General features: G+C 60.3%; 23 protein-coding genes. 14 read left to right on the top strand and 9 right to left on the bottom strand.

Annotated features, from left to right (window positions below):
• Window positions 1-85: 85 nt before the first annotated feature.
• The 4 genes from nadA to DSM110093_RS00560 are packed head-to-tail and all read left to right on the top strand — an operon-like array spanning window position 86 to window position 4,047.
• On the top strand, window positions 86-1,138 hold the full coding sequence (gene nadA / locus DSM110093_RS00575; protein WP_243266232.1) for a quinolinate synthase NadA: 1,053 nt from the start codon (window positions 86-88) through the stop codon (window positions 1,136-1,138).
• 11 nt (window positions 1,139-1,149) lie between these two features.
• Window positions 1,150-2,712, top strand: a complete 1,563-nt coding sequence (locus tag DSM110093_RS00570) for an L-aspartate oxidase (protein WP_243266231.1) — start codon at window positions 1,150-1,152, stop codon at window positions 2,710-2,712.
• Window positions 2,709-3,554 carry a carboxylating nicotinate-nucleotide diphosphorylase gene (nadC, locus tag DSM110093_RS00565; protein WP_243266230.1) on the top strand — a complete coding sequence of 282 codons (846 nt, stop codon included), beginning with the start codon at window positions 2,709-2,711 and terminating at the stop codon, window positions 3,552-3,554. The genes DSM110093_RS00570 and nadC overlap by 4 nt, the downstream gene beginning before the upstream one ends.
• A 43-nt stretch (window positions 3,555-3,597) precedes the next feature.
• Complete coding sequence (locus DSM110093_RS00560; RefSeq protein WP_243266229.1) at window positions 3,598-4,047, top strand: GNAT family N-acetyltransferase; 450 nt, start codon at window positions 3,598-3,600, stop codon at window positions 4,045-4,047.
• Here DSM110093_RS00560 and DSM110093_RS00555 read toward each other — a convergent pair.
• Window positions 4,037-5,542, bottom strand: a complete 1,506-nt coding sequence (locus DSM110093_RS00555) for a heme biosynthesis HemY N-terminal domain-containing protein (protein ID WP_243266228.1) — start codon at window positions 5,540-5,542, stop codon at window positions 4,037-4,039. The genes DSM110093_RS00560 and DSM110093_RS00555 overlap by 11 nt on opposite strands.
• Before the next feature lie 10 nt (window positions 5,543-5,552).
• Window positions 5,553-6,500, bottom strand: a complete 948-nt coding sequence (locus DSM110093_RS00550; RefSeq protein WP_243266227.1) for a hypothetical protein — start codon at window positions 6,498-6,500, stop codon at window positions 5,553-5,555.
• On the opposite strand from DSM110093_RS00550, the gene DSM110093_RS00545 reads away from it, so the two are divergent.
• Window positions 6,469-7,044 (top strand): hypothetical protein, encoded by a 576-nt coding sequence (locus DSM110093_RS00545; protein ID WP_243266226.1) that lies wholly within the window; start codon window positions 6,469-6,471, stop codon window positions 7,042-7,044. The two genes, DSM110093_RS00550 and DSM110093_RS00545, sit on opposite strands and share 32 nt — an antisense overlap.
• 127 nt (window positions 7,045-7,171) lie before the next feature.
• Here the strand turns inward: DSM110093_RS00545 and DSM110093_RS00540 are convergent, their stop codons facing one another.
• A complete protein-coding gene (locus DSM110093_RS00540; protein ID WP_243266225.1) occupies window positions 7,172-7,870 on the bottom strand; it encodes a uroporphyrinogen-III synthase in 699 nt (232 codons plus the stop codon).
• A 76-nt stretch (window positions 7,871-7,946) separates the two neighbouring features.
• Between DSM110093_RS00540 and tsaD the strand changes: the two genes are divergently transcribed.
• From tsaD to DSM110093_RS00520, 4 genes are read left to right on the top strand one after another with little or no spacing between them, the layout of a single operon-like run.
• The gene (gene tsaD / locus DSM110093_RS00535) at window positions 7,947-9,050 is read left to right on the top strand and encodes a tRNA (adenosine(37)-N6)-threonylcarbamoyltransferase complex transferase subunit TsaD (RefSeq protein ID WP_243266224.1); all 1,104 of its coding nucleotides are present in this window, start codon (window positions 7,947-7,949) and stop codon (window positions 9,048-9,050) included.
• Entirely contained in the window at window positions 9,047-10,000 is a 954-nt protein-coding gene (locus tag DSM110093_RS00530) for an NAD(P)H-dependent glycerol-3-phosphate dehydrogenase (protein ID WP_243266223.1), read from the top strand. The genes tsaD and DSM110093_RS00530 overlap by 4 nt, the downstream gene beginning before the upstream one ends.
• A 1-nt stretch (window position 10,001) precedes the next feature.
• The gene (locus tag DSM110093_RS00525) at window positions 10,002-10,274 is read left to right on the top strand and encodes a YciI family protein (protein ID WP_243266222.1); all 273 of its coding nucleotides are present in this window, start codon (window positions 10,002-10,004) and stop codon (window positions 10,272-10,274) included.
• On the top strand, window positions 10,274-10,693 hold the full coding sequence (locus tag DSM110093_RS00520; protein WP_243266221.1) for an EVE domain-containing protein: 420 nt from the start codon (window positions 10,274-10,276) through the stop codon (window positions 10,691-10,693). Before DSM110093_RS00525 ends, DSM110093_RS00520 begins: the two co-directional genes overlap by 1 nt.
• A 260-nt stretch (window positions 10,694-10,953) precedes the next feature.
• Here the strand turns inward: DSM110093_RS00520 and DSM110093_RS00515 are convergent, their stop codons facing one another.
• The 4 genes from DSM110093_RS00515 to DSM110093_RS00500 form a co-directional block, all read right to left on the bottom strand.
• A complete protein-coding gene (locus DSM110093_RS00515; protein ID WP_093927624.1) occupies window positions 10,954-11,295 on the bottom strand; it encodes a DUF2853 family protein in 342 nt (113 codons plus the stop codon).
• A gap of 172 nt (window positions 11,296-11,467) precedes the next feature.
• The gene (locus DSM110093_RS00510; RefSeq protein WP_243266220.1) at window positions 11,468-12,379 is read right to left on the bottom strand and encodes a PRC-barrel domain-containing protein; all 912 of its coding nucleotides are present in this window, start codon (window positions 12,377-12,379) and stop codon (window positions 11,468-11,470) included.
• Between the two features lie 203 nt (window positions 12,380-12,582).
• Complete coding sequence (ahcY, locus tag DSM110093_RS00505) at window positions 12,583-13,974, bottom strand: adenosylhomocysteinase (RefSeq protein WP_243266219.1); 1,392 nt, start codon at window positions 13,972-13,974, stop codon at window positions 12,583-12,585.
• Between the two features lie 85 nt (window positions 13,975-14,059).
• Window positions 14,060-14,362 (bottom strand): S-adenosyl-L-homocysteine hydrolase, encoded by a 303-nt coding sequence (locus DSM110093_RS00500; protein WP_243266218.1) that lies wholly within the window; start codon window positions 14,360-14,362, stop codon window positions 14,060-14,062.
• A 78-nt stretch (window positions 14,363-14,440) separates the two neighbouring features.
• On the opposite strand from DSM110093_RS00500, the gene DSM110093_RS00495 reads away from it, so the two are divergent.
• Together DSM110093_RS00495 and DSM110093_RS00490 are read left to right on the top strand one after the other, a co-directional pair.
• Complete coding sequence (locus DSM110093_RS00495; protein ID WP_243266217.1) at window positions 14,441-15,037, top strand: HD family hydrolase; 597 nt, start codon at window positions 14,441-14,443, stop codon at window positions 15,035-15,037.
• Window positions 15,034-15,513, top strand: a complete 480-nt coding sequence (locus DSM110093_RS00490) for a GNAT family N-acetyltransferase (protein ID WP_243266216.1) — start codon at window positions 15,034-15,036, stop codon at window positions 15,511-15,513. Before DSM110093_RS00495 ends, DSM110093_RS00490 begins: the two co-directional genes overlap by 4 nt.
• Here the strand turns inward: DSM110093_RS00490 and DSM110093_RS00485 are convergent.
• The gene (locus DSM110093_RS00485) at window positions 15,510-16,058 is read right to left on the bottom strand and encodes an ActR/PrrA/RegA family redox response regulator transcription factor (RefSeq protein WP_067935816.1); all 549 of its coding nucleotides are present in this window, start codon (window positions 16,056-16,058) and stop codon (window positions 15,510-15,512) included. The two genes, DSM110093_RS00490 and DSM110093_RS00485, sit on opposite strands and share 4 nt — an antisense overlap.
• 52 nt (window positions 16,059-16,110) lie before the next feature.
• On the bottom strand, window positions 16,111-16,725 hold the full coding sequence (locus DSM110093_RS00480; protein ID WP_243266215.1) for an SCO family protein: 615 nt from the start codon (window positions 16,723-16,725) through the stop codon (window positions 16,111-16,113).
• A 99-nt stretch (window positions 16,726-16,824) separates the two neighbouring features.
• Between DSM110093_RS00480 and DSM110093_RS00475 the strand changes: the two genes are divergently transcribed.
• The 3 genes from DSM110093_RS00475 (at window position 16,825) to DSM110093_RS00465 (ending at window position 19,829) form a co-directional block, all read left to right on the top strand.
• Window positions 16,825-18,216 (top strand): sensor histidine kinase RegB, encoded by a 1,392-nt coding sequence (locus DSM110093_RS00475; RefSeq protein WP_243266214.1) that lies wholly within the window; start codon window positions 16,825-16,827, stop codon window positions 18,214-18,216.
• An 86-nt stretch (window positions 18,217-18,302) separates the two neighbouring features.
• Window positions 18,303-19,193, top strand: a complete 891-nt coding sequence (locus tag DSM110093_RS00470) for a hypothetical protein (protein ID WP_243266213.1) — start codon at window positions 18,303-18,305, stop codon at window positions 19,191-19,193.
• An 18-nt stretch (window positions 19,194-19,211) separates the two neighbouring features.
• Window positions 19,212-19,829: a hypothetical protein gene (locus DSM110093_RS00465; protein ID WP_243266212.1), complete on the top strand. Its 618-nt coding sequence runs from the start codon at window positions 19,212-19,214 to the stop codon at window positions 19,827-19,829.
• Window positions 19,830-19,836 lie beyond the last annotated feature (7 nt).

Here is a 19,836-nt window from a genome sequence, read left to right as displayed (position 1 = left end):
CCCGCCAGTCGTCTATGGCCAGCACGCCGGGTGTGGTGTCCAGCGCGGTGCCGTGACACGCGCCAAGGCCGGAGGGGGACCGACCATGCGTGATGAAATCTTTTCGCCCAGCGAGCTTGAGCGCCATTACGACCTCGCGCCATCGCCTGCGCTGGCGGCTGAAATGGCCGATATCTACGCCAAGATGGACCGCGTCGTTTCGCCCCCCGATTGGGCCATTCACGCCCCCTATGTTGCCGCGATCAACAAGCTGAAAAAAGAGCGCAACGCGGTGATCCTCGCGCATAACTACATGACGCCTGACATCTACCACGGCATCGCCGATTTCGTGGGCGACAGCCTGCAACTGGCGATCAAAGCGACCGAGGTTGAGGCCGATGTGATCGTGCAATGCGGCGTGCATTTCATGGCCGAGACCTCGAAAATCCTGAACCCGTCGAAAACCGTCCTGATCCCGGATATGGATGCGGGCTGTTCGCTGGCCGAAAGCATCACCGCCGAGGGTGTCGAACAGATGCGCGCGCAATACCCCGGCGCGCCGGTGGTAACTTATGTGAACACCACTGCCGAAGTGAAAGCTGCGTCAGACATCTGCTGCACCTCCTCCAACGCCGCGCAGATCGTCGCCGCGATGGAGAGCGACACGGTGATCATGACGCCCGACAAATACCTCGCCCAGAACATCGCCAAACAGGTGCCCGAGAAACGCATCGTCTGGTGGGACGGGGCCTGCATCGTGCACGAACGCTATACCGCCAAGGATATCGCCGATTACCGCGAGTGGAACCCCGACACCCGCATCATCGCGCACCCCGAATGCCCACCAGATGTGGTGGCTGAGGCGGATTTCTCCGGCTCGACCAGCGGCATTCTGGACTATGTGCACCGCGAGAAACCGGCGAAAGCGATGCTGGTCACCGAATGCTCCATGGCGTCGAACATCGCGGATGAGCTGCCCGAAGTCGATTTCGTCGGCCCCTGCAACATGTGCCCCTACATGAAGAAGATCACGCTCGAAAAGGTGCTGTGGTCGCTGCACACCATGTCCGGCGCGGTCGAGGTTGAGGCGGAAGTCTCCGAAAAAGCCCGTGTCGTGGTGCAGCGGATGATCGACCTGTCCCGCGAACTTGGCCTCTGAGGGCCGCGCCGGTGCAAGAGATCACAACCGGCAGGATCATCATCGTCGGTGCGGGCCTCGGCGCGCTTTATGCCGCGCTTTGTCTTGCGCCGCGCCCCGTTTTGCTGATCTCGCCTGATCCGCTCGGGTCGGGGGCCAGTTCCGCTTGGGCGCAGGGGGGCGTCGCTGCCGCAATGGCACAGGCCGACAGCCCAGAGGCGCATGCGCTGGATACCATCGCCGCCGGTGCTGGTACAGTAGAGGCGCGCGTCGCGGCCACCGTGACGGAAGAGGCCAGCGCCCATATCCTTGCCCTCACCAACTTTGGCACCGCTTTCGACCGCAGCGCCGATGGCGGCTATGTCATGTCCCGCGAGGCGGCGCATAGTTTCGCTCGTGTGGTGCGGGTACAGGGCGATCAGGCCGGGGCGGAGATCATGCGCGCCCTGATCGAGCGGGTGCGCAATACCCCGTCGATCCAGGTGCTTGAAGGCGTGCTTGCGCGCGGCTTGGACAGCGACGGCACCAAAGTCACCGGCGTTGAGATCGAGTTGGCCCAGCCCGAAGGCTCCGCCCCCGTGATGCTGCGCGGCGCGGGCGTCTTGCTGGCGGGTGGCGGCTCGGGCGGGCTTTATGCGCTGACGACCAATCCGGCCCGCATTCGCGGGCAGGTGATCGGCATGGCGGCACGGGCGGGCGCGCTCATTGCTGACGCAGAGTTCGTGCAATTTCACCCCACCGCCATTGATTGCGGCGAAGACCCCGCCCCCTTGGCGACCGAAGCCCTGCGCGGTGCCGGGGCGCATCTGATCAACAGCGAGGGGGCGCGGTTCATGGCCGAGGTCCACCCGCTCGCCGAACTCGCCCCGCGTGACATTGTGGCCCGCGCGATCTTTGCCCAGACCCAAGCCGGGCTGCGCCCCATGCTCGACACCCGCGCGGCCTTGGGTCCGGCGGTACTGGCCGAGTATCCCGCCGTCGCCGCCGCCTGCGCGCGCAACGGCATTGACCCGGTGATCCAACCGATCCCCGTGGCCGCCGCCGCACATTACCACATGGGCGGTGTGGCCACGGATGCGCACGGGCGTTCCAGCCTCGCCGGGCTTTGGGTCTGTGGAGAGGCGTCCTCGACAGGGTTGCACGGCGCGAACCGTTTGGCATCAAACGGGCTGCTCGAAGCGCTCGTCTTTGCCCGCCGCGCGACGCAGGACATGCTTGAGGAATGCAGAGCGAGCGAGACCGACGTGGTGGCCCTGCCCGACCTGCCCGCTGGCGAAACACCCGATGAGACCCTCGTCGCCCAGCTGCGCCAAACCATGACTGCCTATGTCGGCGTTCTGCGCGATGCGGAGGGGCTGCAACGCGCCCTCGCCACGATTGCACAGATCGAAGCTGCGCAGCCTGATTGCGCCCAGCTCCAAAACATGACCGCCACAGCGACGCTGATCACCGCCGCCGCCCTCGCCCGCCGCGAAAGCCGGGGCGCGCATTGCCGCACTGATTATCCCGACACGCTTCCCGAGGCCGCGCGCAGTTTTCTGACACTGGCCGAGGCCATCGCATTCCGCTCCAACCCTGAGGAACTTCCCGCATGACCACCGCCCTGCCCGACCTGATCCTTGAGCCACTGGTCCGCGCCGCGCTGATGGAAGACCTCGGCACCTATGGCGATGTCACCACGCGCAGCGTGATCCCCAAGGGCACAACCTATTCCGCCCGCCTCCGCGCCCGCGCCGAGGGGGTCGTCTCAGGCATGCAGATCGCACGGCTGGCCTTTCACTTGGTCGATCCGACGCTCGAGGTTCGTACACTGAAAGAAGACGGAAGCACGATTTCCAAAGGCGACACGCTGATGGAGATCGAAGGCTCCGCCGCCGCGATCCTGTCGGCAGAACGTGTGGCGTTGAACTTTGCCGGACGGCTGTCGGGCATCGCCACCCTGACGGCGGCCTCCGTGGCCGAGACCAAGGACACCGAGACCCGGATCACCTGCACCCGCAAGACCACGCCGGGGCTCCGAATGGTCGAAAAACAAGCGGTGCTGCATGGCGGTGGATTCAACCACCGCTTTTCCCTCTCGGATGCGATCCTAATCAAAGACAATCACATTGCCGCAGCCGGTGGCATTCGGCCCGTCTTGCAAGCGGTGAAAAGCAACGCATCGCATATGATCCGCGTCGAGATTGAGGTGGACACGCTGGCGCAGCTTGAAGAGGTCTTGGACGAAGGCGGCGCGGATGTTGTGCTGCTGGACAATATGGACACGGAGACGCTTTACGAAGCGGTCGGAATTGCCAATGGGCGCATTGTCCTTGAGGCTTCGGGCAACATGACATTGCCGCGCATTGCCGAGGTCGCGGCGACGGGGGTGAACTATATCTCCATGGGCGCGCTCACACATTCTGCGACAACGCTGGACCTTGGGCTGGATTTCTGAACCAACTAGGGCAAAGATCGCGCATCAGCGAAGGGAGCCCGCCATGTCCGACCTCACAGTTCGTACCGTAAAAGACCATGACCGCGCCGATTGGGAGCGGCTCTATCAAGGCTATGCCGAATTCTACAAAGTTGAGCAGACGCCAGAGATGCGCGCACGGGTTTGGTCTTGGCTACACGACCCGCTGACCGAGGTCGAAGGGCTGGTGTGTGAAAACGCCGAAGGCCGCGTGATCGGCCTTACGCATTTTAGGCATTTCGCACGGCCATTGGCCGCGAAAACAGGCTGTTTCCTTGATGATCTTTTTGTCGACCCCCAAGCCCGCGGCAGCGGAGCTGCCGATGCATTGATCGGTGCCGTCAAAGAAACCGCCCAGAAACGCGGCTGGAGCCTTGTTCGGTGGATCACGTCCGAGGACAATTACCGCGGCCGTGGGGTTTATGACAAGCTGGCCACGCGGACCAACTGGGTCACCTACGACATCAAGCTGTAGGGTCCGGCGCCTTTTTCGGGGCGTCGGTGGCCGTCGGCTCCTCGGGCTCCGTTACCAATTCGGCGTCTTCGATATCATCGGTGCGGGTCGTCAAAGCGCCCTCTGTCGGGGTGGTTTCGGGCGTGCCTACGATCAGCGGCAGCATCTGCACGCCACTTGGCATGGCGACTTCGGACAGCGGCGGGGTTTTCCATTCCAATGTGTCAAAGCTTTTGCAGTTTTCGCAGATCGGCTTCCATTCGGCGTGGATGTGGTGGCAATTTTCACAGATCCACTGCGGCCCGCGCGACACATTCAACGCGCGTGTCAGCCAGCCTTTGACGACCGTATCAGACGCGCCCTCACCCCGCTCAATTGCGGCCATCAGTGTGACGGAACGTGCAGAAGGATCGGTCTCGACCAGATTGCCAAGGGCACGGCGCGCTTCGGGGAAATCTTCGTTCGCGATGTGCAATTCGGCCAGCAGCATCTTGGTTTCAGGATGGTCGGGCTGTGATTTCGTCAGCGCACGGAACCGCTTGATACGTTGCGGCGGGGTTTCATCCGGCTGAACTTCGGCAAAGGCGGCAGCAAGGTCGGGGTGCGGGTGCACGCTCCATGCTTTTTGCAGTACCTTGGCCGCATAGCGTGGCTTGCCCTGTTCGATATAGCTACGGGCGGCCATCACGGCGGCTGGCACCAGATCGGGGGAAAGTCGGTTGGCCTCAATTGCGGCTTCGCGTGCTTCGATGCTGTTACCTTCGGCGATAACTTCGCGTGCCTCTGACAGCGCCAGTACCGCGTCGCGGCGTTTGTGCACATCACGCGGCAGGTGGCCATTTTTGTATTTTGCCTGCAGGGTGCCGCGCGCACCGGTCCAGTCATGTTTCTCGGCCTGCAACTTTAGCAGCGTATCGCCGGTTTCCTCATGCTTGGGCTTCAGTGCAAATGCCTTTTCGGCCAATTTCAGCGCCGTCTCGGTATCCCCGTCGGCCAGCTTTTGTTTCATGATGCCACGCACGCCGACGAAACGAGTCTTTTCGTCTTCGACCAGCTTGCGATAGGTCCGCTCGGCCTTGCGGCGGTCGCCTGCAAGCTCTGCCGCCTGCGCGGTCAGCAGATTGGTCAACGCAGGGCGTTTGAGATAGCGATCCGCCTTGGCGGCCTTGGCCATCGCAACCTGTCCTTCGCCACTGGCCAGCGCCATCATCCCGTCAGACAGCGCCTCATAGCCCTTCCGCTCACGGTTGCGGTCAAAGTAGCGCGACAACGCCGTCTCATCCCCGTTCAGGAAATGCCACGTCGCGGAAAGCAGCGCCACGATCTTAAGCAGCACCCAGACTGCAAACATCAACAGCAGCACGGCGATCACGGATTGCAGCGGCCCCAGCGTGTATTCAGTGCCTGCCACGGTCAGCTGTATACCGCCCTGGCTTTCCAGCAAGAAGCCCGCGCCCCACGCAAGGGCGGCCACGAGCACGACGAAAAGAACGATTTTAATAAGAGACCAAAGCATTTTTCGTTCCTCAGTTGGCCGTCAGGCGTTGGGAGAGTTCATCAGCGGCGGCTTCTGTCGCCTGACGCGCGCGCGCATCGGCAAGCCATTCCGCCATCGTATCCTGCGCCGGGGCGGGCAGCGTTTCGATCTCGGCCAGCGCATCGGTCAGACGCCCATCGCGTACAGCCGCCTCGGCTCGAGACAGGACGGCATCTGGGTCTGTCCCTTCGCGCGGCGCGACCGAACGCGCCCCAAGCTGGCGTTTCAGGAAACTGCCAAAGCCGCCCCCTTCGCCCTCGTCCGGCACTTCGGCGCGGGCGGTTGCCAGCGCTTGCCGCGCCGCATCAGGATAACGCGCCTGAAGGTTGGCAAGGGTCACGACACCACCAGCGGCAGTGTCCGTAAGCGGTTGGGGGATATCTTCGACCCCGGCGGCCTGCAATTCGGCCAGCGCGGCCTCATAGGGTCGTCCGGCACTGATCGCGGCATTCATCTGGGTTACGGCAGTTTGGGCGCGGGCCGCCTCTGCCGCGGCGGCAGTAGCCTCTTCGGCGCTTTGGGCGTTATCCAACAGGGCTTCAATCTCACCACGTTGTTCGGCAACCGAAGCGCGCAGGGCTTCCATTTCACGCTCAAAGGCCGCAACTGCAACTTCGTTCTCACCGCCGCTCACGGGCTGTTTTTCAACGGTGGTAAGGCGGCTGTCGATCTCGGCCAATTGGGTCTGGAGGGCCGAAAGCGTCTCCCGCGCGGCGGTCAACTCCTCGCCAAGGGCATCGACCTTTGGGAGGCTTTCGGGGAAGGTAACGGGCTCATCAGCGCGGGCTTCCAAATCCGCGATTCGGGCCTGTTGCGCCTCCATCGCGCTTTGCAGTTCCGCCGCGCTTTGCGCACGGGTGCCCAGAACGTCGTATTCCGAAGCGGCAAAGCCCAATCCGGCGGCAATGACCCCACCCAGCAGCATCGGGAAGAACACGCTGCGTTTACGTTCTTTAGGGGCTGGCTCTGGCGTTGGGGTTGGTTTGGATGTGCTGGCGCTAGTACTTGTCTTATTGGATGTGCTTGCGGTCGATTTAGTGGCGGGCTCGCTCGACTTTGTCGCTGCTGTCGAAGCACGCGAAGGCGAAGAATCCGTGGCAGGTTTGTCTTTTGAAGGGGCGGATGTGGATGCAGCTTTCGCATCCCCCTTGGGCAAGGTCGGCTCTGGCTTTGTATCTTTAGCGGGTGACGGGTCCGAAGCCGCTTTGTCATCCTTGGTGGATGCGATAGGTGCGGCTTTGGTGGCCGTGGCCTTATCATCAGGCTTCGGCGGCACGCTTGCTGCCGCGGGTTTTGGGCTATCGCTGCCTGTGGTTGGCTTGGCCGGACTGCTGTCGGTCTTTGCGACTTCGGGCTTCGCCGCGTCGGGCTTTGGGGCGTCAGTCGTCACATCACTCGGCGTCTTGGCGTCACTCTCATTGGTCTTTGGCGCATCGGCCTTAACCTCTGGTGTCGCCTTATCCGCCACCGATGGCGTCTGATCGGCCGTGGTCTTGTCCGCTTCGCTTTTGCTGACCGTTTTCTTGGGTTTCGCCACGCCGTCCGCCTTTCAATTCTGAACCTGTCATTCACTCGCAAAGGCGAGCTTACCCGGCATACCTATGCCCCTCAAGGCAAGGTGGTGCGGCGAAAGAGTTTTTCAACGGCTTCCGCCATGGCTTCGCCAGTGGGTTCTGCGGCGACATCATGCGCATAGAGCGGCAGAGCTTCAAGCGCCTCTGCAGCGGCAGAGCTAATTGACACGGCCATGACTCCGGTGGTGCAGGCGGCCTGTTGGGCGAAATGGTGCGCGCTGCGGGGCGAAAAGAGCGGCACAATGACCGGTGTAGAGCCTTCTAACAGCGCCTGTGCCTCTGGGGATAGCGGCATCAGGTTCTGTTCATAGACAATCACAACCTGTGTGGTCACACCCGAAGCGCTTAAAATTCCAGCAATATCGCCGCGTCGATGACGACCGGCAAGATGCAGAAGCGGCCCAATATCGGTGCGCCCCGATAGGTTCGCTATCATTGCTTCGGCGTCCAACCCCGCCATTTCTGCCTGCCAACCTGATTTAGCCGCCGCCGCCGTGGTTTGCGGCCCGACACAATAGGCAGGCATTCCACCCCCCGCTGGCGCATGGGCCACCCCATTTGCGGAAGTGAAGATCACCCCGGCGAACGGCGCAAGGTCGACCAGCACAGCGGTCGGCGCAATTTCAACCAGCGGAGAGACAACAGCCCCCATGCGCAGCGCAGGAGAAAGACGTTCCAGAAACTGCGCAGCACCGAGTTGCGGGCGGGTCAGAAGCAATCTTGGCTGTGGCATCGCAAGGCTCCGGCATTGTTTGCGCGTGAGAGCGGTGTTACCTGCGGTGCAGGTGCCTTGCAACGGAAAGCCCCCCATGCCCTATCGCCAATCCCAGACACGCCTGATCCTTGGTTTGGAAAGCAGCTGCGACGATACGGCAGCAGCCGTTGTGCGTATGGAAGAAGACGGACGCGGCACGGTTCTGGCGTCGGTCGTTGCGGGCCAGACCGAATTGCACGCCGATTTTGGCGGTGTCGTCCCCGAAATCGCCGCCCGCGCCCATGCAGAGAAATTAGATCACTGTGTAGAGGATGCATTGGCCGAGGCCGGGATCACCCTGCCGCAGATCGACGCCATCGCCGTTACTGCGGGGCCGGGGTTGATCGGCGGCGTGGTCTCGGGCGTGATGTGCGCCAAGGGGCTTTCAGCAGCGACGGGCAAGCCGCTTTACGGGGTCAACCATCTGGCCGGCCACGCGCTGACGCCGCGACTGACTGATGATGTGCCCTATCCCTATTTGATGCTACTGGTTTCGGGCGGTCATTGCCAGTTCCTGCTGGTCCGCGGGCCTGAGAGTTTTGACCGCCTCGGCGGCACAATTGATGATGCGCCGGGCGAGGCATTTGACAAGGTCGCGCGGCTATTGGGCCTTCCGCAGCCCGGTGGACCTTCGATCGAAAAATGCGCGCAGGAGGGCGACGCCAAACGCTTCGCCCTGCCGCGTCCGCTGTTGGATCGTGAAGGGTGCGACATGTCCTTTTCGGGTCTGAAAACCGCTGTGCTACGCGCCCGTGACAAATGTGTGGCCGCCCATGGCGGGCTGACGCGGCAAGATCAGGCGGATTTAGCGGCAGGGTTCCAAGCCGCTGTGGTTGATGTGTTGGCCCATAAGACACGCCGCGCCTTTGCAGAGTATCCGGCAGAAGGCGCGCGGGGTCTGTGCGTCGCTGGGGGTGTCGCTGCTAACCAGTCAATTCGTGCAGCGTTAGAGACTGTTGCTGCCGAGCAAGAGGCACGTTTTGTCGCTCCGCCGCTGACGCTTTGCACTGATAACGCCGCGATGATCGCTTTTGCAGCCGGAGAGCAAGCGGTACTGCGCGCGCCCGATGATCTGACGCTTTCGGCCCGCCCGCGTTGGCCATTAGACACTGCGCGGCCGTCGATGTTGGGCAGCGGCAAGAAGGGGGCCAAAGCATGAGCGTATCGGTTCTGGGCGCAGGGGCCTTTGGCACGGCGCTGGCGATATCGCTGGCGGGCAAAGGTCCGGTGACACTCTGGGCCCGCGATCCAGGCGACATGGCTGACCGACGCGAGAATAGCAAACGTCTGCCGGACTGCCCATTTCCCGATCGCCTTTCGGTGACCAATAGCCTCACCCTCGGGTGTCGAGCGGACATACTGCTGCTTGCCGTCCCGATGCAAAAGCTGCGCAGCGTACTGGAAGAACACGCGACCCTGCTTCACGGGAAACATCTGGTTGCCTGCTGCAAGGGCATCGAACTCAGCAGCGGTGTCGGACCAGTGAGCGTGATTGCGCAGACGATCCCCGATGCGAAGGCTGCGATCCTCACGGGGCCAAGCTTTGCCGCCGATATCGCGCGGGGGTTGCCCACGGCGCTGACCTTGGCCTGCGCAGATGCAGATTCAGGAAAATACCTTCAAGCGGAACTGACCACCGCGAACCTGCGGCTATACCGCACCACGGATACAATCGGTGCGGAATTAGGTGGAGCGCTGAAGAACGTGGTCGCGATCGCAAGCGGGGCCGCGATTGGGGCGGGTCTGGGCGAAAGCGCACGAGCGGCCCTGATGACGCGCGGATATGCCGAAATGCAGCGTCTTGCCGCGCATCTAAACGCCGAACCCACTACGCTTGCCGGGCTTTCAGGCTTTGGCGATTTGACATTGACCTGTACGTCCGAGCAATCGCGCAACTACCGGCTGGGGCAATCGCTGGGCCAAGGCACGCCCTTTGACCCGTCGACCACGGTCGAAGGCGCCGCCACCGCACGAGCTGTCGATGCGCTGGCCCGCGAGGCCGCGCTCGACATGCCGATTACGCGTGCAGTTGCCGGATTGCTCGACAACCAGTTAGATGTGGCTGGCGCTATGAAATCTCTGCTGACCCGCCCACTAAAGGAAGAATGATATGTTTGTTGCCCTAATCGCCCATGACAAAGCCGATGGCCTGCCGATCCGTCAGGAAAACCGGCCCGATCACCTTGCCTACCTCAAATCCAGCGATGCTGTGGCCCAGGCTGGCCCGCTCTTGAACGGCGAAGGCAGCATGATCGGCTCGCTCATCATTCTGGATGTGCCTGACATGGCCGCAGCCGAAGATTGGGCCGCGAATGACCCCTATGCCAAGGCCGGATTGTTCCAGAGCGTCACCCTGACCCACTGGAACCGGGTGATCGGCTGATGGCCTATTGGTTGTTCAAATCCGAACCCGCAACATGGAGCTGGGCCGACCAGAAGGCCAAAGGCGACGCGGGTGAGGAATGGGACGGCGTGCGCAACTACCAAGCCCGCAACTTCATGCGCGAGATGAAGCTTGGCGATCTGGGGTTCTTCTACCACTCGCAGAAAGACCGAGAGATCGTTGGCATCGTTGAAGTTTGCGCCGAAGCACACCCCGACAGCAGCACAGATGATCCGCGTTGGGAATGCGTGGACATCAAGGCGGTACGGTCTTTCGCCGTTCCGGTCACCTTGGATAAGATCAAAGCCGATCCGCGACTTGAGGATATGGTGCTGGTGAAAAACTCCCGCCTATCGGTGCAGCCGGTAACGGACGCGGAATGGGAGTTGATCTGCGCTCTGGGCAAAACGGCACCCTAGGGCCAGCAGGTTTTGACCATTGTGAAACGAAAAAGGGTTCCGGCACCCCGCCAGAACCCTTCTCACCCCATGTGCTCCCAAAACCACCACACATGTTCTTTATACGTTGATCTGCCCTAGCAGGCCGATACAAGATGGATAGCCGAACCGACTGTTTCGCGCAACTTTCGACTATGTCAAAGCCCGTTCAAAAACGAAACGCACGCTTAACCAAGCGCGCGCTTCAAGAAAGGATTTGTTAAGCTATTCTAAGGGCTTGCTCAGCCGTAAACCGACTCTTTGCCGAAGTGTTTGACCAGCATATAATAAACCACGGCGCGGTATTTGTTCCGCTCGGAACGGCCATAGGTTTCTATCGCTTTTTGAATACCGCCCATCAGATGTTCATCATCCGGCAGGCCGAGTTTCTTGATCAGAAAATTGTCCTTCACGGTGTTCAACTCCGCCGTGTCGCTGGAAGACACTGTTTGCGCGTCGGCATTATAGATCGACGGACCGCAACCGATAGTCACCTTGGTCAATAGGTCCATGTCTGGATCCATGCCGCATTTGTTCTTCAGGTCTTCGGCGTATTTCGCGATCCATTCATCACGCTTGCCCATAACATCTCTCCCAATAGTAAACTTCGGCCCCGCAGGGGTTCCTGAGACGGGAGCCTAAAGTCATATCGCTGTTTTGCAAAAGATTTATTTCGCCGCCGTTTGTAGCCCCATGCTGAGCACGAAAAAGAGGCGCCCCAAAGGGACGCCTCGATGCTAAAAATCCGTCCGTATTTTAGGATGCGTCGTCAAGGCTGACGTCGTCTTCAAGCCCTTCGAGCTGGCTTTCATCAACCTCTGGCTGCGCTTCCAACTCGGCTTTGGTCCAAGTGCTCAGCTTCAGGTCATTTTCAGCCGCCATAGAGATTTCTTCAAGCGGTACGGCGACGGTATGTTCGCCAAGGCCAAGGAAACCACCCACGCCAACGACTGCGGCATAGCCTGTGTCGGTTTGGATCACGTAATCAATGTCACCGATGGTATCACCGTCAGCTTCGACAACGGTCAGGCCAACCAAGTCACCTACGACCATGCCGGAAAAGGCGTTGCTCATGCCGGTGTCGGTCCGTGTGACGTCTGTCTCCATGTCAGCTTCGGTATCGGAAGCGACATCTTCAGTCAGGTCAGTTTCATTCTCGCCTTCGACTTCAGCGGTCATTTCGCTATCGACATCGGCGTTTTCCTCAGCAGCGACATCGGTATCGGTTTCAGTCGTCGTTGTGCCGCTTGTGTCGGTGCTCAGTGACGAATTCGACTCTGAATCAGCGTTCCCGGCCAGATCCGCTTCGGCGTCTGTGGTTGGCGCCACTTCTTCGGTCTCGGCGGTCAGTTCAGCGTCATTATCGACTTCGGTATCACCGTCGATTTCTGCGCTTTCGGTCGGCGCGGTCAGCACTTCATCAGTTGCCTCCGGGTCGTTTGTCCCTTCGTAATCATCTGAATTTTCGCGCGACATTTCGGCAGTTTGCTCAGCTTCTTTTTCAACCGATGCGCCAAGATCGTCGGCGGTGTTGGTCACGGTTTCACCAGAGACGGTTGCTTCGGCATTTGCTGCTGCACCAGCAGTGGTGTCGGCAGTCTGTGCGAAAGCGGTGCCCGCTGTCAGAGCTAGGGCTGCTACGGTCGATTTCAGGAATGTACGTTTCATTTTCGAACTCCTTTGTAATGGTCTGGGGAAGAAACACCGCCTGGATGACTATGTTCCGCTTCCTACCCGGAGCGCGCGGATATCTGCCTGAATCCGCCGAGAGAGGATTTATATACATACTTTCAATAGTTAAACGAAAGACGCCGCCCTGCTATATGCAAGACGGCGTGGTTATTCTTACGAAAGGGCGGTGAACCGACCGATTAGTAGCGATAATGCTCAGGCTTGAACGGACCTTCGGGGGTCACACCGATATAGGCAGCCTGCTCCGGGTTCAGCTTTGACAGCTTCACGCCGATCCGATCGAGGTGCAGACGGGCAACTTTTTCATCCAGATGTTTGGGCAGGATGTAGACGTCATTGCCGTATTTGTCAGTGTTTTCCCAGAGCTCGATCTGCGCCAACACCTGATTGGTAAAGGAGGCTGACATCACGAACGACGGGTGGCCGGTGGCGTTGCCGAGGTTCAGCAGGCGCCCTTCGGAGAGCAGGATCAGACGATTGCCATTCGGCATCTCGATCATGTCCACCTGTTCTTTGATGTTGGTCCACTTGTGGTTCTTCAGCGCGGCGACTTGGATTTCGTTGTCGAAGTGGCCGATGTTGCCAACGATCGCCATGTCTTTCATCTCGCGCATATGCTCGATGCGGATCACGTCTTTGTTGCCGGTGGTGGTGATAAAGATATCGGCGGTGGCTACGACATCTTCCAGCAGCACGACTTCGAAACCGTCCATCGCGGCTTGTAGCGCGCAGATCGGGTCGACCTCGGTCACTTTCACGCGGGCACCCGCACCGCGCAAGCTTGCGGCAGAGCCTTTGCCCACATCGCCATAGCCCATCACAACAGCGACCTTACCGGCCATCATCGTGTCGGTGGCCCGGCGGATACCGTCGACGAGGCTCTCTTTACAGCCGTATTTATTGTCGAACTTCGACTTAGTGACAGAGTCGTTCACATTGATCGCAGGGAAGGGCAGCTGGCCCTGTTTCACCAGATCATAGAGGCGGTGCACGCCAGTGGTTGTCTCCTCAGAAACGCCTTTGATCTGCTCACGCATCTTAGTGAACCAGCCGGGGCTTTCTGCCATACGCTTTTTGATCTGAGCGAAGATCGCTTCTTCTTCTTCGGACTTGGGAACGGAGATCAGCTCATCTTCGCCATTCTCTACCCGCGCACCCAGCAGAATGTACAGCGTCGCATCGCCGCCATCGTCGAGGATCAGGTTCGGGCCTTCCGGGAACATGAAGGATTTGTCGAGGTAATCCCAATGTTCAACCAGCGACTGGCCTTTGATCGCGAAGACCGGAACGCCCGCTTCGGCAATCGCCGCCGCGGCGTGGTCTTGGGTAGAGAAGATGTTGCAGGATGCCCAACGCACATCCGCGCCAAGTGCGACAAGCGTCTCAATCAGAACGGCGGTCTGGATGGTCATGTGCAGCGAGCCGACGATCCGCGACCCTTTCAGCGGCTTGCTTTCACCGTACTCATCACGCAGAGCCATTAGGCCCGGCATCTCGGTTTCGGCGATGTCCAGCTCTTTGCGCCCGTAGGCCGCCAGATTGATATCCTTAACAATATAGTCGTGGGCCATGCGGCGCTCCTGTTTGAAGTGTTGCAGGGCGGTTAGCACCTTCGCCGCGAATTCTCAATGTGAATGGAGAACGACCCCCGCAGGCTCAACGCTGAAGAGCGGCCAGTTGCTTATCGCCCGAAAGACCCGCCATCCAGTCATCGCCTTGGGCCAGCACACAGGCATTGCCGTCGGCCAATGTCTTAACCAAGGTCCATGTGCCCGATTGATCCGATGCCCAGAGTTGGCTGTTGTCGTCCCGCTGACCCGGCACAGGCTCTTCACCGTACCAATCGATCAGGGCCGACTTCATTTCCTTGGCGGGCATGCAGACTTCTTCTGCCTGTGCAGCACCTGCGAGGCTGGCCAAGGTAACTGCAAGTATCGTACCGGAAAAAACGGGTTTCATGATTATCTCCTTCGTGGGATGAACAGGGTGTAATGGGCAATGGTTCCCAAAGGATTACCAAGGAAGGACCGCATCGCGATGGCTCAGAAACCCCGCGCGTGGCAGAGGATGCTCTCAGGTCGGCGGCTAGATCTGCTGGATCCGACCCCGGTGGATGTTGAGATTGAGGACATCGCGCATGGGCTGGCCTTCGTCGCCCGCTGGAACGGGCAGACGCGGGGCGACTATGCCTATTCAGTCGCCGAACATTCGCTGCTGGTCGAGACGATCTTTGCCCGGATCGCCCCCCGCGCGCCTGCAAAATGGCGCTTGGCCGCGCTGCTGCATGACGCACCCGAATATGTGATCGGCGATATGATCTCGCCCGTGAAGGCTGCCGTGGGGCCGGATTATCGCGCCTTGGATGACCGGCTGACCACTGCCGTGCATGTCAGGTTTGGCCTGCCCGCCAGCTTGCCAGTGCGCGTCAAACAGCAGATCAAAAAGGCCGACCGCGTTAGCGCGTGGATGGAGGCCAGCCAGATCGCGGGATTTTCTGAGGCCGAAGCCACCCGTTTCTTTGGCCGTCCGGATGCAACGCTGATGCAGGGGCTAAACATCCTGCTGCGCCCGCCCGTCGAAGTACGGAATGAATTCACCCAACGCCATGAGGCGCTGTTGGGCGAAATGGCGTGATCCACATCCGCCATGCCGGGGCCCTTGATACGCGCGCCTTGGCCGATCTGTTGAATGCGATCATCGCCAAGGGCGGCACCACTGCGATGGTCACCCCCATCACCCCGCGCGAATTGCAGGGCTGGATGGCAGCACCAGACAGCGCGTGGCATCTGGCCGAGGATGAGCGCGGGACGCTCAAAGGGTTTCAATATATAGAGCCGCATCCAGATCTGCCCGAGGGCGGTGTAGACGTGGCAACATTTGTACGAGTGGGAGAGACGGGCTTCGGCATCGGATCGGCACTGTTCGAGAAGACGAAACAAGCTACCCGAGACCTAGGCTATGCCCATATCCACGCCATCATCCGCGCCGACAATCCGGGCGGATTGGCCTATTACCAAAGCCGCGGGTTCGAAGATTTCCGCCGCCTGCCCAACTGCACGCTGGCCGACGGCACGCGTGTTGATAAAGTCTGGAAACGGTTCGAGCTTTAGCGCGGTGAGCGTTTAGCCAAGATGCGCTGCAAGGTCCGCCGGTGCATGTTCAGCCGCCGCGCGGTTTCCGAGACGTTGCGATCGCAAAGCTCATAGACCCGCTGGATATGCTCCCACCGCACGCGATCCGCGCTCATCGGGTTTTCCGGCGGTTCGGGTAGGTCCCCCCCGGTGGCCAAAAGCGCATTCACGATGTCATTCGCGTCAGCCGGTTTTGAGAGGTAATCCGTGGCCCCTGATTTCACCGCGGCAACCGCCGTGGCAATCGCGCCATAGCCCGTCAGCACGACAACCCGCGCATCGGCGCGTTTGTCACGGAGCACTTCGACGACGTCGAGGCCATTGCCATCTTGAAGCCGCAGATCAACAACCGCAAAAGCCGGGGGGCGCGCAGTTGCAATGGCTTTGCCCGCCGCGACAGAGCCTGCGGTCTCCACTTCAAAACCACGCTTTTCCATCGCCTTGGCCAAGCGGCGCAGAAACGGCTCATCGTCATCAACCAGAAGCAAGCTGCGGTCTGGGCCTAAGTCGGAAATATCCTGCATCAACGTCCCCTCTCCAAGGCTAATATGGGGCGGCTATCGCGGCGGGTCAATTTCAGCTTTGATCGAGGAAGCAACCGATGCTGTCGGCCATTTGTTCGGGGCGCACCTCACGGCGGAAAAATTCGACGACGCCTTCCTCGGGCATGACCAGATAACTGAAGGTCGAGTGATCGACGAGGTATTCGCCATTCTCATCTGCTGGATGGGCCTTGTAGTAGGTACGGTAAGCTTGGCTGGCCGCTTTGACTTGCTCAGGCGAACCGGTAAGCCCCACCATACGCGGATGCATCACTTCGGCAAAGTCACCGACCACTTCGGGCGTGTCGCGCGCGGGGTCGACGGTAATGAAGACAGGCGTAATGCTTTGGCCGCGCTCATCCAAAATCTCGGTCGCCGCTGCGTTGCGGTCCACATCCAAAGGGCAGACATCGGGGCAAGAGGTATAGCCGAAATAGATTAACGCAGGCTCGGAAATCACATCAGCATCGGTCACGGTCTCGCCGGCGCCGTTGACCAGTTCAAACGGCCCGCCGATATCGCCACCCGCCACTTGGCTCGTCCGACAAGAGGCATAGGCGTCATCCTCGCCGCGCAGCACCATAAAGGCCGTGCCCGCCAGAAATACTGCTGCAACCCCAACCGCACCAAATGCAATCATCCGTTTCATGTCAGTCCTCCGGGCCATCGGCCGCTCTTGATCGTGTTTCGCCGCAGACCTACGCTAGATCGCAGGTGATGCAAGACGCAATAAAGTGATGGGGCTAAGATGACGCAGGCAAATATTCGGCCCCTCGACGGGCGCACCCGCGCCAGTTGGATCCGGCTGCGCACCATGATCGTGCTGCGTTGGTTCGCCATCGCCGGGCAGTTGACTGCCGTGACCGTCGCGCAATCGGCGCTTGGCCTGCAACTGGCCTTTGGCCTTTGTTATATGACCATTGGCGTTTCTGTGGTGGGCAATCTAGTAGCGGCTTTTGTCTTTCCGCAGAACAAACGCCTGTCCGAGCGTGAGAACCTCGCCATGGTGCTGTTTGACCTTTTGCAGCTCACCCTGCTGCTGGGGCTAACTGGGGGGCTTAACAATCCCTTTGCGCTACTGCTGTTGGCGCCGGTCACGATCTCGGCAACTGCGCTTAGCCTACGTTCGACACTGGTTTTGGGCGCGACGGCGATTATCGCGGCGTCGGTACTGGCGTTGTGGCATCTGCCGCTGGTGACGCAATCGGGTGATGTGCTGCGCCAGCCCGGTATCTTTGTCTTTGGCCATTGGGCCGCCCTGCTGATCGCAATCGTCTTTACCAGCGCCTATTCGCGGCGCGTGACTTCTGAGGTGCATTCGATGGCAGACGCACTTTCGGCAACACAACTTGTGTTGGCGCGCGAACAGAAACTGTCGGACCTTAGCGGAGTTGTCGCCGCTGCCGCGCATGAATTGGGCACGCCTCTGGCGACAATCAAGCTGGCCAGTTCCGAATTGCTGAACGATCTGGAAGACCGCCCAGATCTAGCCGAAGACGCCGCACTGATCCGCGATCAGGCTGACCGCTGTCGCGATATTATGCGCGACATGGGGCGCATTGGCAAAGACGACCTGCACATGCAGCGCGCGCAGCTGACAGCCGTGGTAAAAGAGGCCGCAGAGCCGCATTTGGACCGGGGCAAGACGGTCATTTTTTCCGACAATCCGATGGCCCGAGACCACGGGCGCCCGCCAACCATTCCACGCAAACCCGAAATCATCCACGGTCTGCGCAATCTGGTGCAGAACGCAGTGGATTTTGCCGAAACCACCGTTTGGATCGAAACTGAATGGTCGACCGATGATATTTCAGTGCGGATCATCGACAACGGGCCCGGCTTCCCCCCGCAGCATTTGGGCCGGATTGGGGACCCCTTCCTGCGCCGCCGCAGCGGCACGACAAGCGAACCTGCGCGTCCAGAATATGAGGGCATGGGGCTGGGGCTTTTTATTGCCAAGACCTTTCTAGAGCGTTCCGGTGCGCGGCTACGATTTGCCAATGGATCAGACAGTGGTTGGCTGCGCGGGCTGCCGCCAGCAGGCAGTGGGGCCGTGGTCGAAGTGGTCTGGTCGCGCCACCTGCTCGACCTTGGCCCAGATGACAATGTGTTCGGGGAAAACCAACGTCTGACCGTTTAACGACGGGCTCAGGAGAATTTGTTAACGATGCGTTAACCTTTGGTCTCCAAGGTAAGGCGTCGCATTTGCCGAAAGGGTTTTCCGTCATGGCATTGCCAGACGTTCTCATTGTGCTTGCCGCAGCCTGCGTATCTGCTTTGGTCGCCCTTTGGTGGCTTAGCACCCTCGGTACGCGTACAACGAAAGCCCCCCCAGATATCGACGACATGAGCCTGCTTTTCGAGGATGGGCACCTGATCCACGGGTCCGACAACGCCCTCACCCGCTTTGCCCTCGCCCCCGGTTATCACCATTGGGAGGACATTCGCGAGGCGCTGTTAACGCGGTTTCCCGAATTCCCTGCCTCCCCCCGCCATGGGGCCACCGGAAATCTGACGCTCGCCGCCGAAGATGGGGACAGCCCGCCAGAACTTCGTATCACATGGCGGGACGCGCTGTGTTGGTTGCACCTGCCACAGACCCGCGCGGCAGAAGAAATCACAGAGGAAACATTTACCACACTCGCCGCCCTGCGCCGCGCCAGCGACAGCAGCCCAAACCCCGCATGGCAAACCGAGGCAGGCGGACGCATCATCTGGCACAACAAGGCCTATGCGGCGCTGAAACAAAAGGCGCAGCATGATCCTGAATGCGGGGGCGCCGCCCTGTTCAGCACGCCGTCGCCCGATCACCCCAACCGCGTCTGCTTGCGCAGTGCCCAAGGGGAAAAGCCGGATTGGTACGCGCTGACCACCACCAGCGAAGATAATCTGCAGATTTACCACGCCACCTGCATCAATGCCGTTGTCGCCGCTGAGGAAGCACAACGCAACTTTGTCCAGACCCTCGCCAAAACCTTTGCGCATCTGTCCATCGGCTTGGCAATCTTTGACCGAAACGGGCAGTTGGCGCTGTTCAATCCGGCCTTGGTTGACCTTACCGCGTTGCCCGCACCCTTCCTCAGCGCCCGACCCACAATGGTGTCTTTCTTTGATTAACTGCGCGAAAGCCGCCGCATGCCAGAGCCGAAGAACTACAAGAACTGGCGGCAAGAGATCGCAGAGGTGATCGCCGCCGCGACCGATGGGCGCTATCAAGAGACATGGTCCCTCGAAAACGGTCAGACCTACAGCATTCGGGGGCGCCCTCATCCAGATGGAGCCACCGCCTTTCTGATCGAAGACATCACTGCCGAGGTTACCCTAACCCGCAATTTTCGCGCCGAACTTGAGCAAAGCCAAAGCCTTCTTGACACATTAGAGGACGGTTTCGCCGTCTTTTCAGCTTCCGGCGTGCTGACGGTCTGCAACGCTGCATATCGCGCCCGGTGGAAACAAGACCCCGATAAAAGCTTTGCCGAGATAACCATTGATGACGCCATCCGTGTTTGGCGGGAAATGTCAACGGCAAATCCGCTTTGGCCCGACATCGCTGAATTTGTCATGTGCCGGGGGGACCGCGCGGGCTGGAACATGCCCATCTATCCTCTCCAAGGCGGGCCGCTATCATGCGAAGTATCAGCCATCGCCTCAGGCGCGACGCTCGTGCGCTTTCGCCCGATCCCGGTTGGCGCGGCCAGACAGGATCGCTCTGCCGCCCCTATGGCAAGCGACCAGCGGCCCCCCTCCGAGTAAGGCACCT

The organism is Sulfitobacter sp. DSM 110093, from assembly GCF_022788715.1.
Lineage (GTDB): Bacteria > Pseudomonadota > Alphaproteobacteria > Rhodobacterales > Rhodobacteraceae > Sulfitobacter.
Note: the sequence above shows the minus strand (reverse complement) of the source record. Positions and strands in the feature narration are given on the sequence as shown.

Bases quoted from the DNA above. Each gene is read 5' to 3' on its own strand.
- DSM110093_RS00545 (WP_243266226.1), top strand. From the start codon at position 6,469: ATGACCCCACCCAGCAGCATCGGGAAGAACACGCTGCGTTTACGTTCT.
- ahcY (WP_243266219.1), bottom strand. From the start codon at position 13,974: ATGGCCCACGACTATATTGTTAAGGATATCAATCTGGCGGCCTACGGG.
- DSM110093_RS00480 (WP_243266215.1), bottom strand. From the start codon at position 16,725: ATGAAACGGATGATTGCATTTGGTGCGGTTGGGGTTGCAGCAGTATTT.
- nadA (WP_243266232.1), top strand. From the start codon at position 86: ATGCGTGATGAAATCTTTTCGCCCAGCGAGCTTGAGCGCCATTACGAC.
- DSM110093_RS00485 (WP_067935816.1), bottom strand. From the start codon at position 16,058: ATGCAGGATATTTCCGACTTAGGCCCAGACCGCAGCTTGCTTCTGGTT.
- DSM110093_RS00520 (WP_243266221.1), top strand. From the start codon at position 10,274: ATGGCCTATTGGTTGTTCAAATCCGAACCCGCAACATGGAGCTGGGCC.
- DSM110093_RS00560 (WP_243266229.1), top strand. From the start codon at position 3,598: ATGTCCGACCTCACAGTTCGTACCGTAAAAGACCATGACCGCGCCGAT.
- DSM110093_RS00495 (WP_243266217.1), top strand. From the start codon at position 14,441: ATGGCTCAGAAACCCCGCGCGTGGCAGAGGATGCTCTCAGGTCGGCGG.
- DSM110093_RS00470 (WP_243266213.1), top strand. From the start codon at position 18,303: ATGGCATTGCCAGACGTTCTCATTGTGCTTGCCGCAGCCTGCGTATCT.
- DSM110093_RS00500 (WP_243266218.1), bottom strand. From the start codon at position 14,362: ATGAAACCCGTTTTTTCCGGTACGATACTTGCAGTTACCTTGGCCAGC.
- DSM110093_RS00465 (WP_243266212.1), top strand. From the start codon at position 19,212: ATGCCAGAGCCGAAGAACTACAAGAACTGGCGGCAAGAGATCGCAGAG.
- DSM110093_RS00510 (WP_243266220.1), bottom strand. From the start codon at position 12,379: ATGAAACGTACATTCCTGAAATCGACCGTAGCAGCCCTAGCTCTGACA.
- tsaD (WP_243266224.1), top strand. From the start codon at position 7,947: ATGCCCTATCGCCAATCCCAGACACGCCTGATCCTTGGTTTGGAAAGC.
- DSM110093_RS00530 (WP_243266223.1), top strand. From the start codon at position 9,047: ATGAGCGTATCGGTTCTGGGCGCAGGGGCCTTTGGCACGGCGCTGGCG.
- nadC (WP_243266230.1), top strand. From the start codon at position 2,709: ATGACCACCGCCCTGCCCGACCTGATCCTTGAGCCACTGGTCCGCGCC.
- DSM110093_RS00555 (WP_243266228.1), bottom strand. From the start codon at position 5,542: ATGCTTTGGTCTCTTATTAAAATCGTTCTTTTCGTCGTGCTCGTGGCC.
- DSM110093_RS00475 (WP_243266214.1), top strand. From the start codon at position 16,825: ATGACGCAGGCAAATATTCGGCCCCTCGACGGGCGCACCCGCGCCAGT.
- DSM110093_RS00525 (WP_243266222.1), top strand. From the start codon at position 10,002: ATGTTTGTTGCCCTAATCGCCCATGACAAAGCCGATGGCCTGCCGATC.
- DSM110093_RS00540 (WP_243266225.1), bottom strand. From the start codon at position 7,870: ATGCCACAGCCAAGATTGCTTCTGACCCGCCCGCAACTCGGTGCTGCG.
- DSM110093_RS00515 (WP_093927624.1), bottom strand. From the start codon at position 11,295: ATGGGCAAGCGTGATGAATGGATCGCGAAATACGCCGAAGACCTGAAG.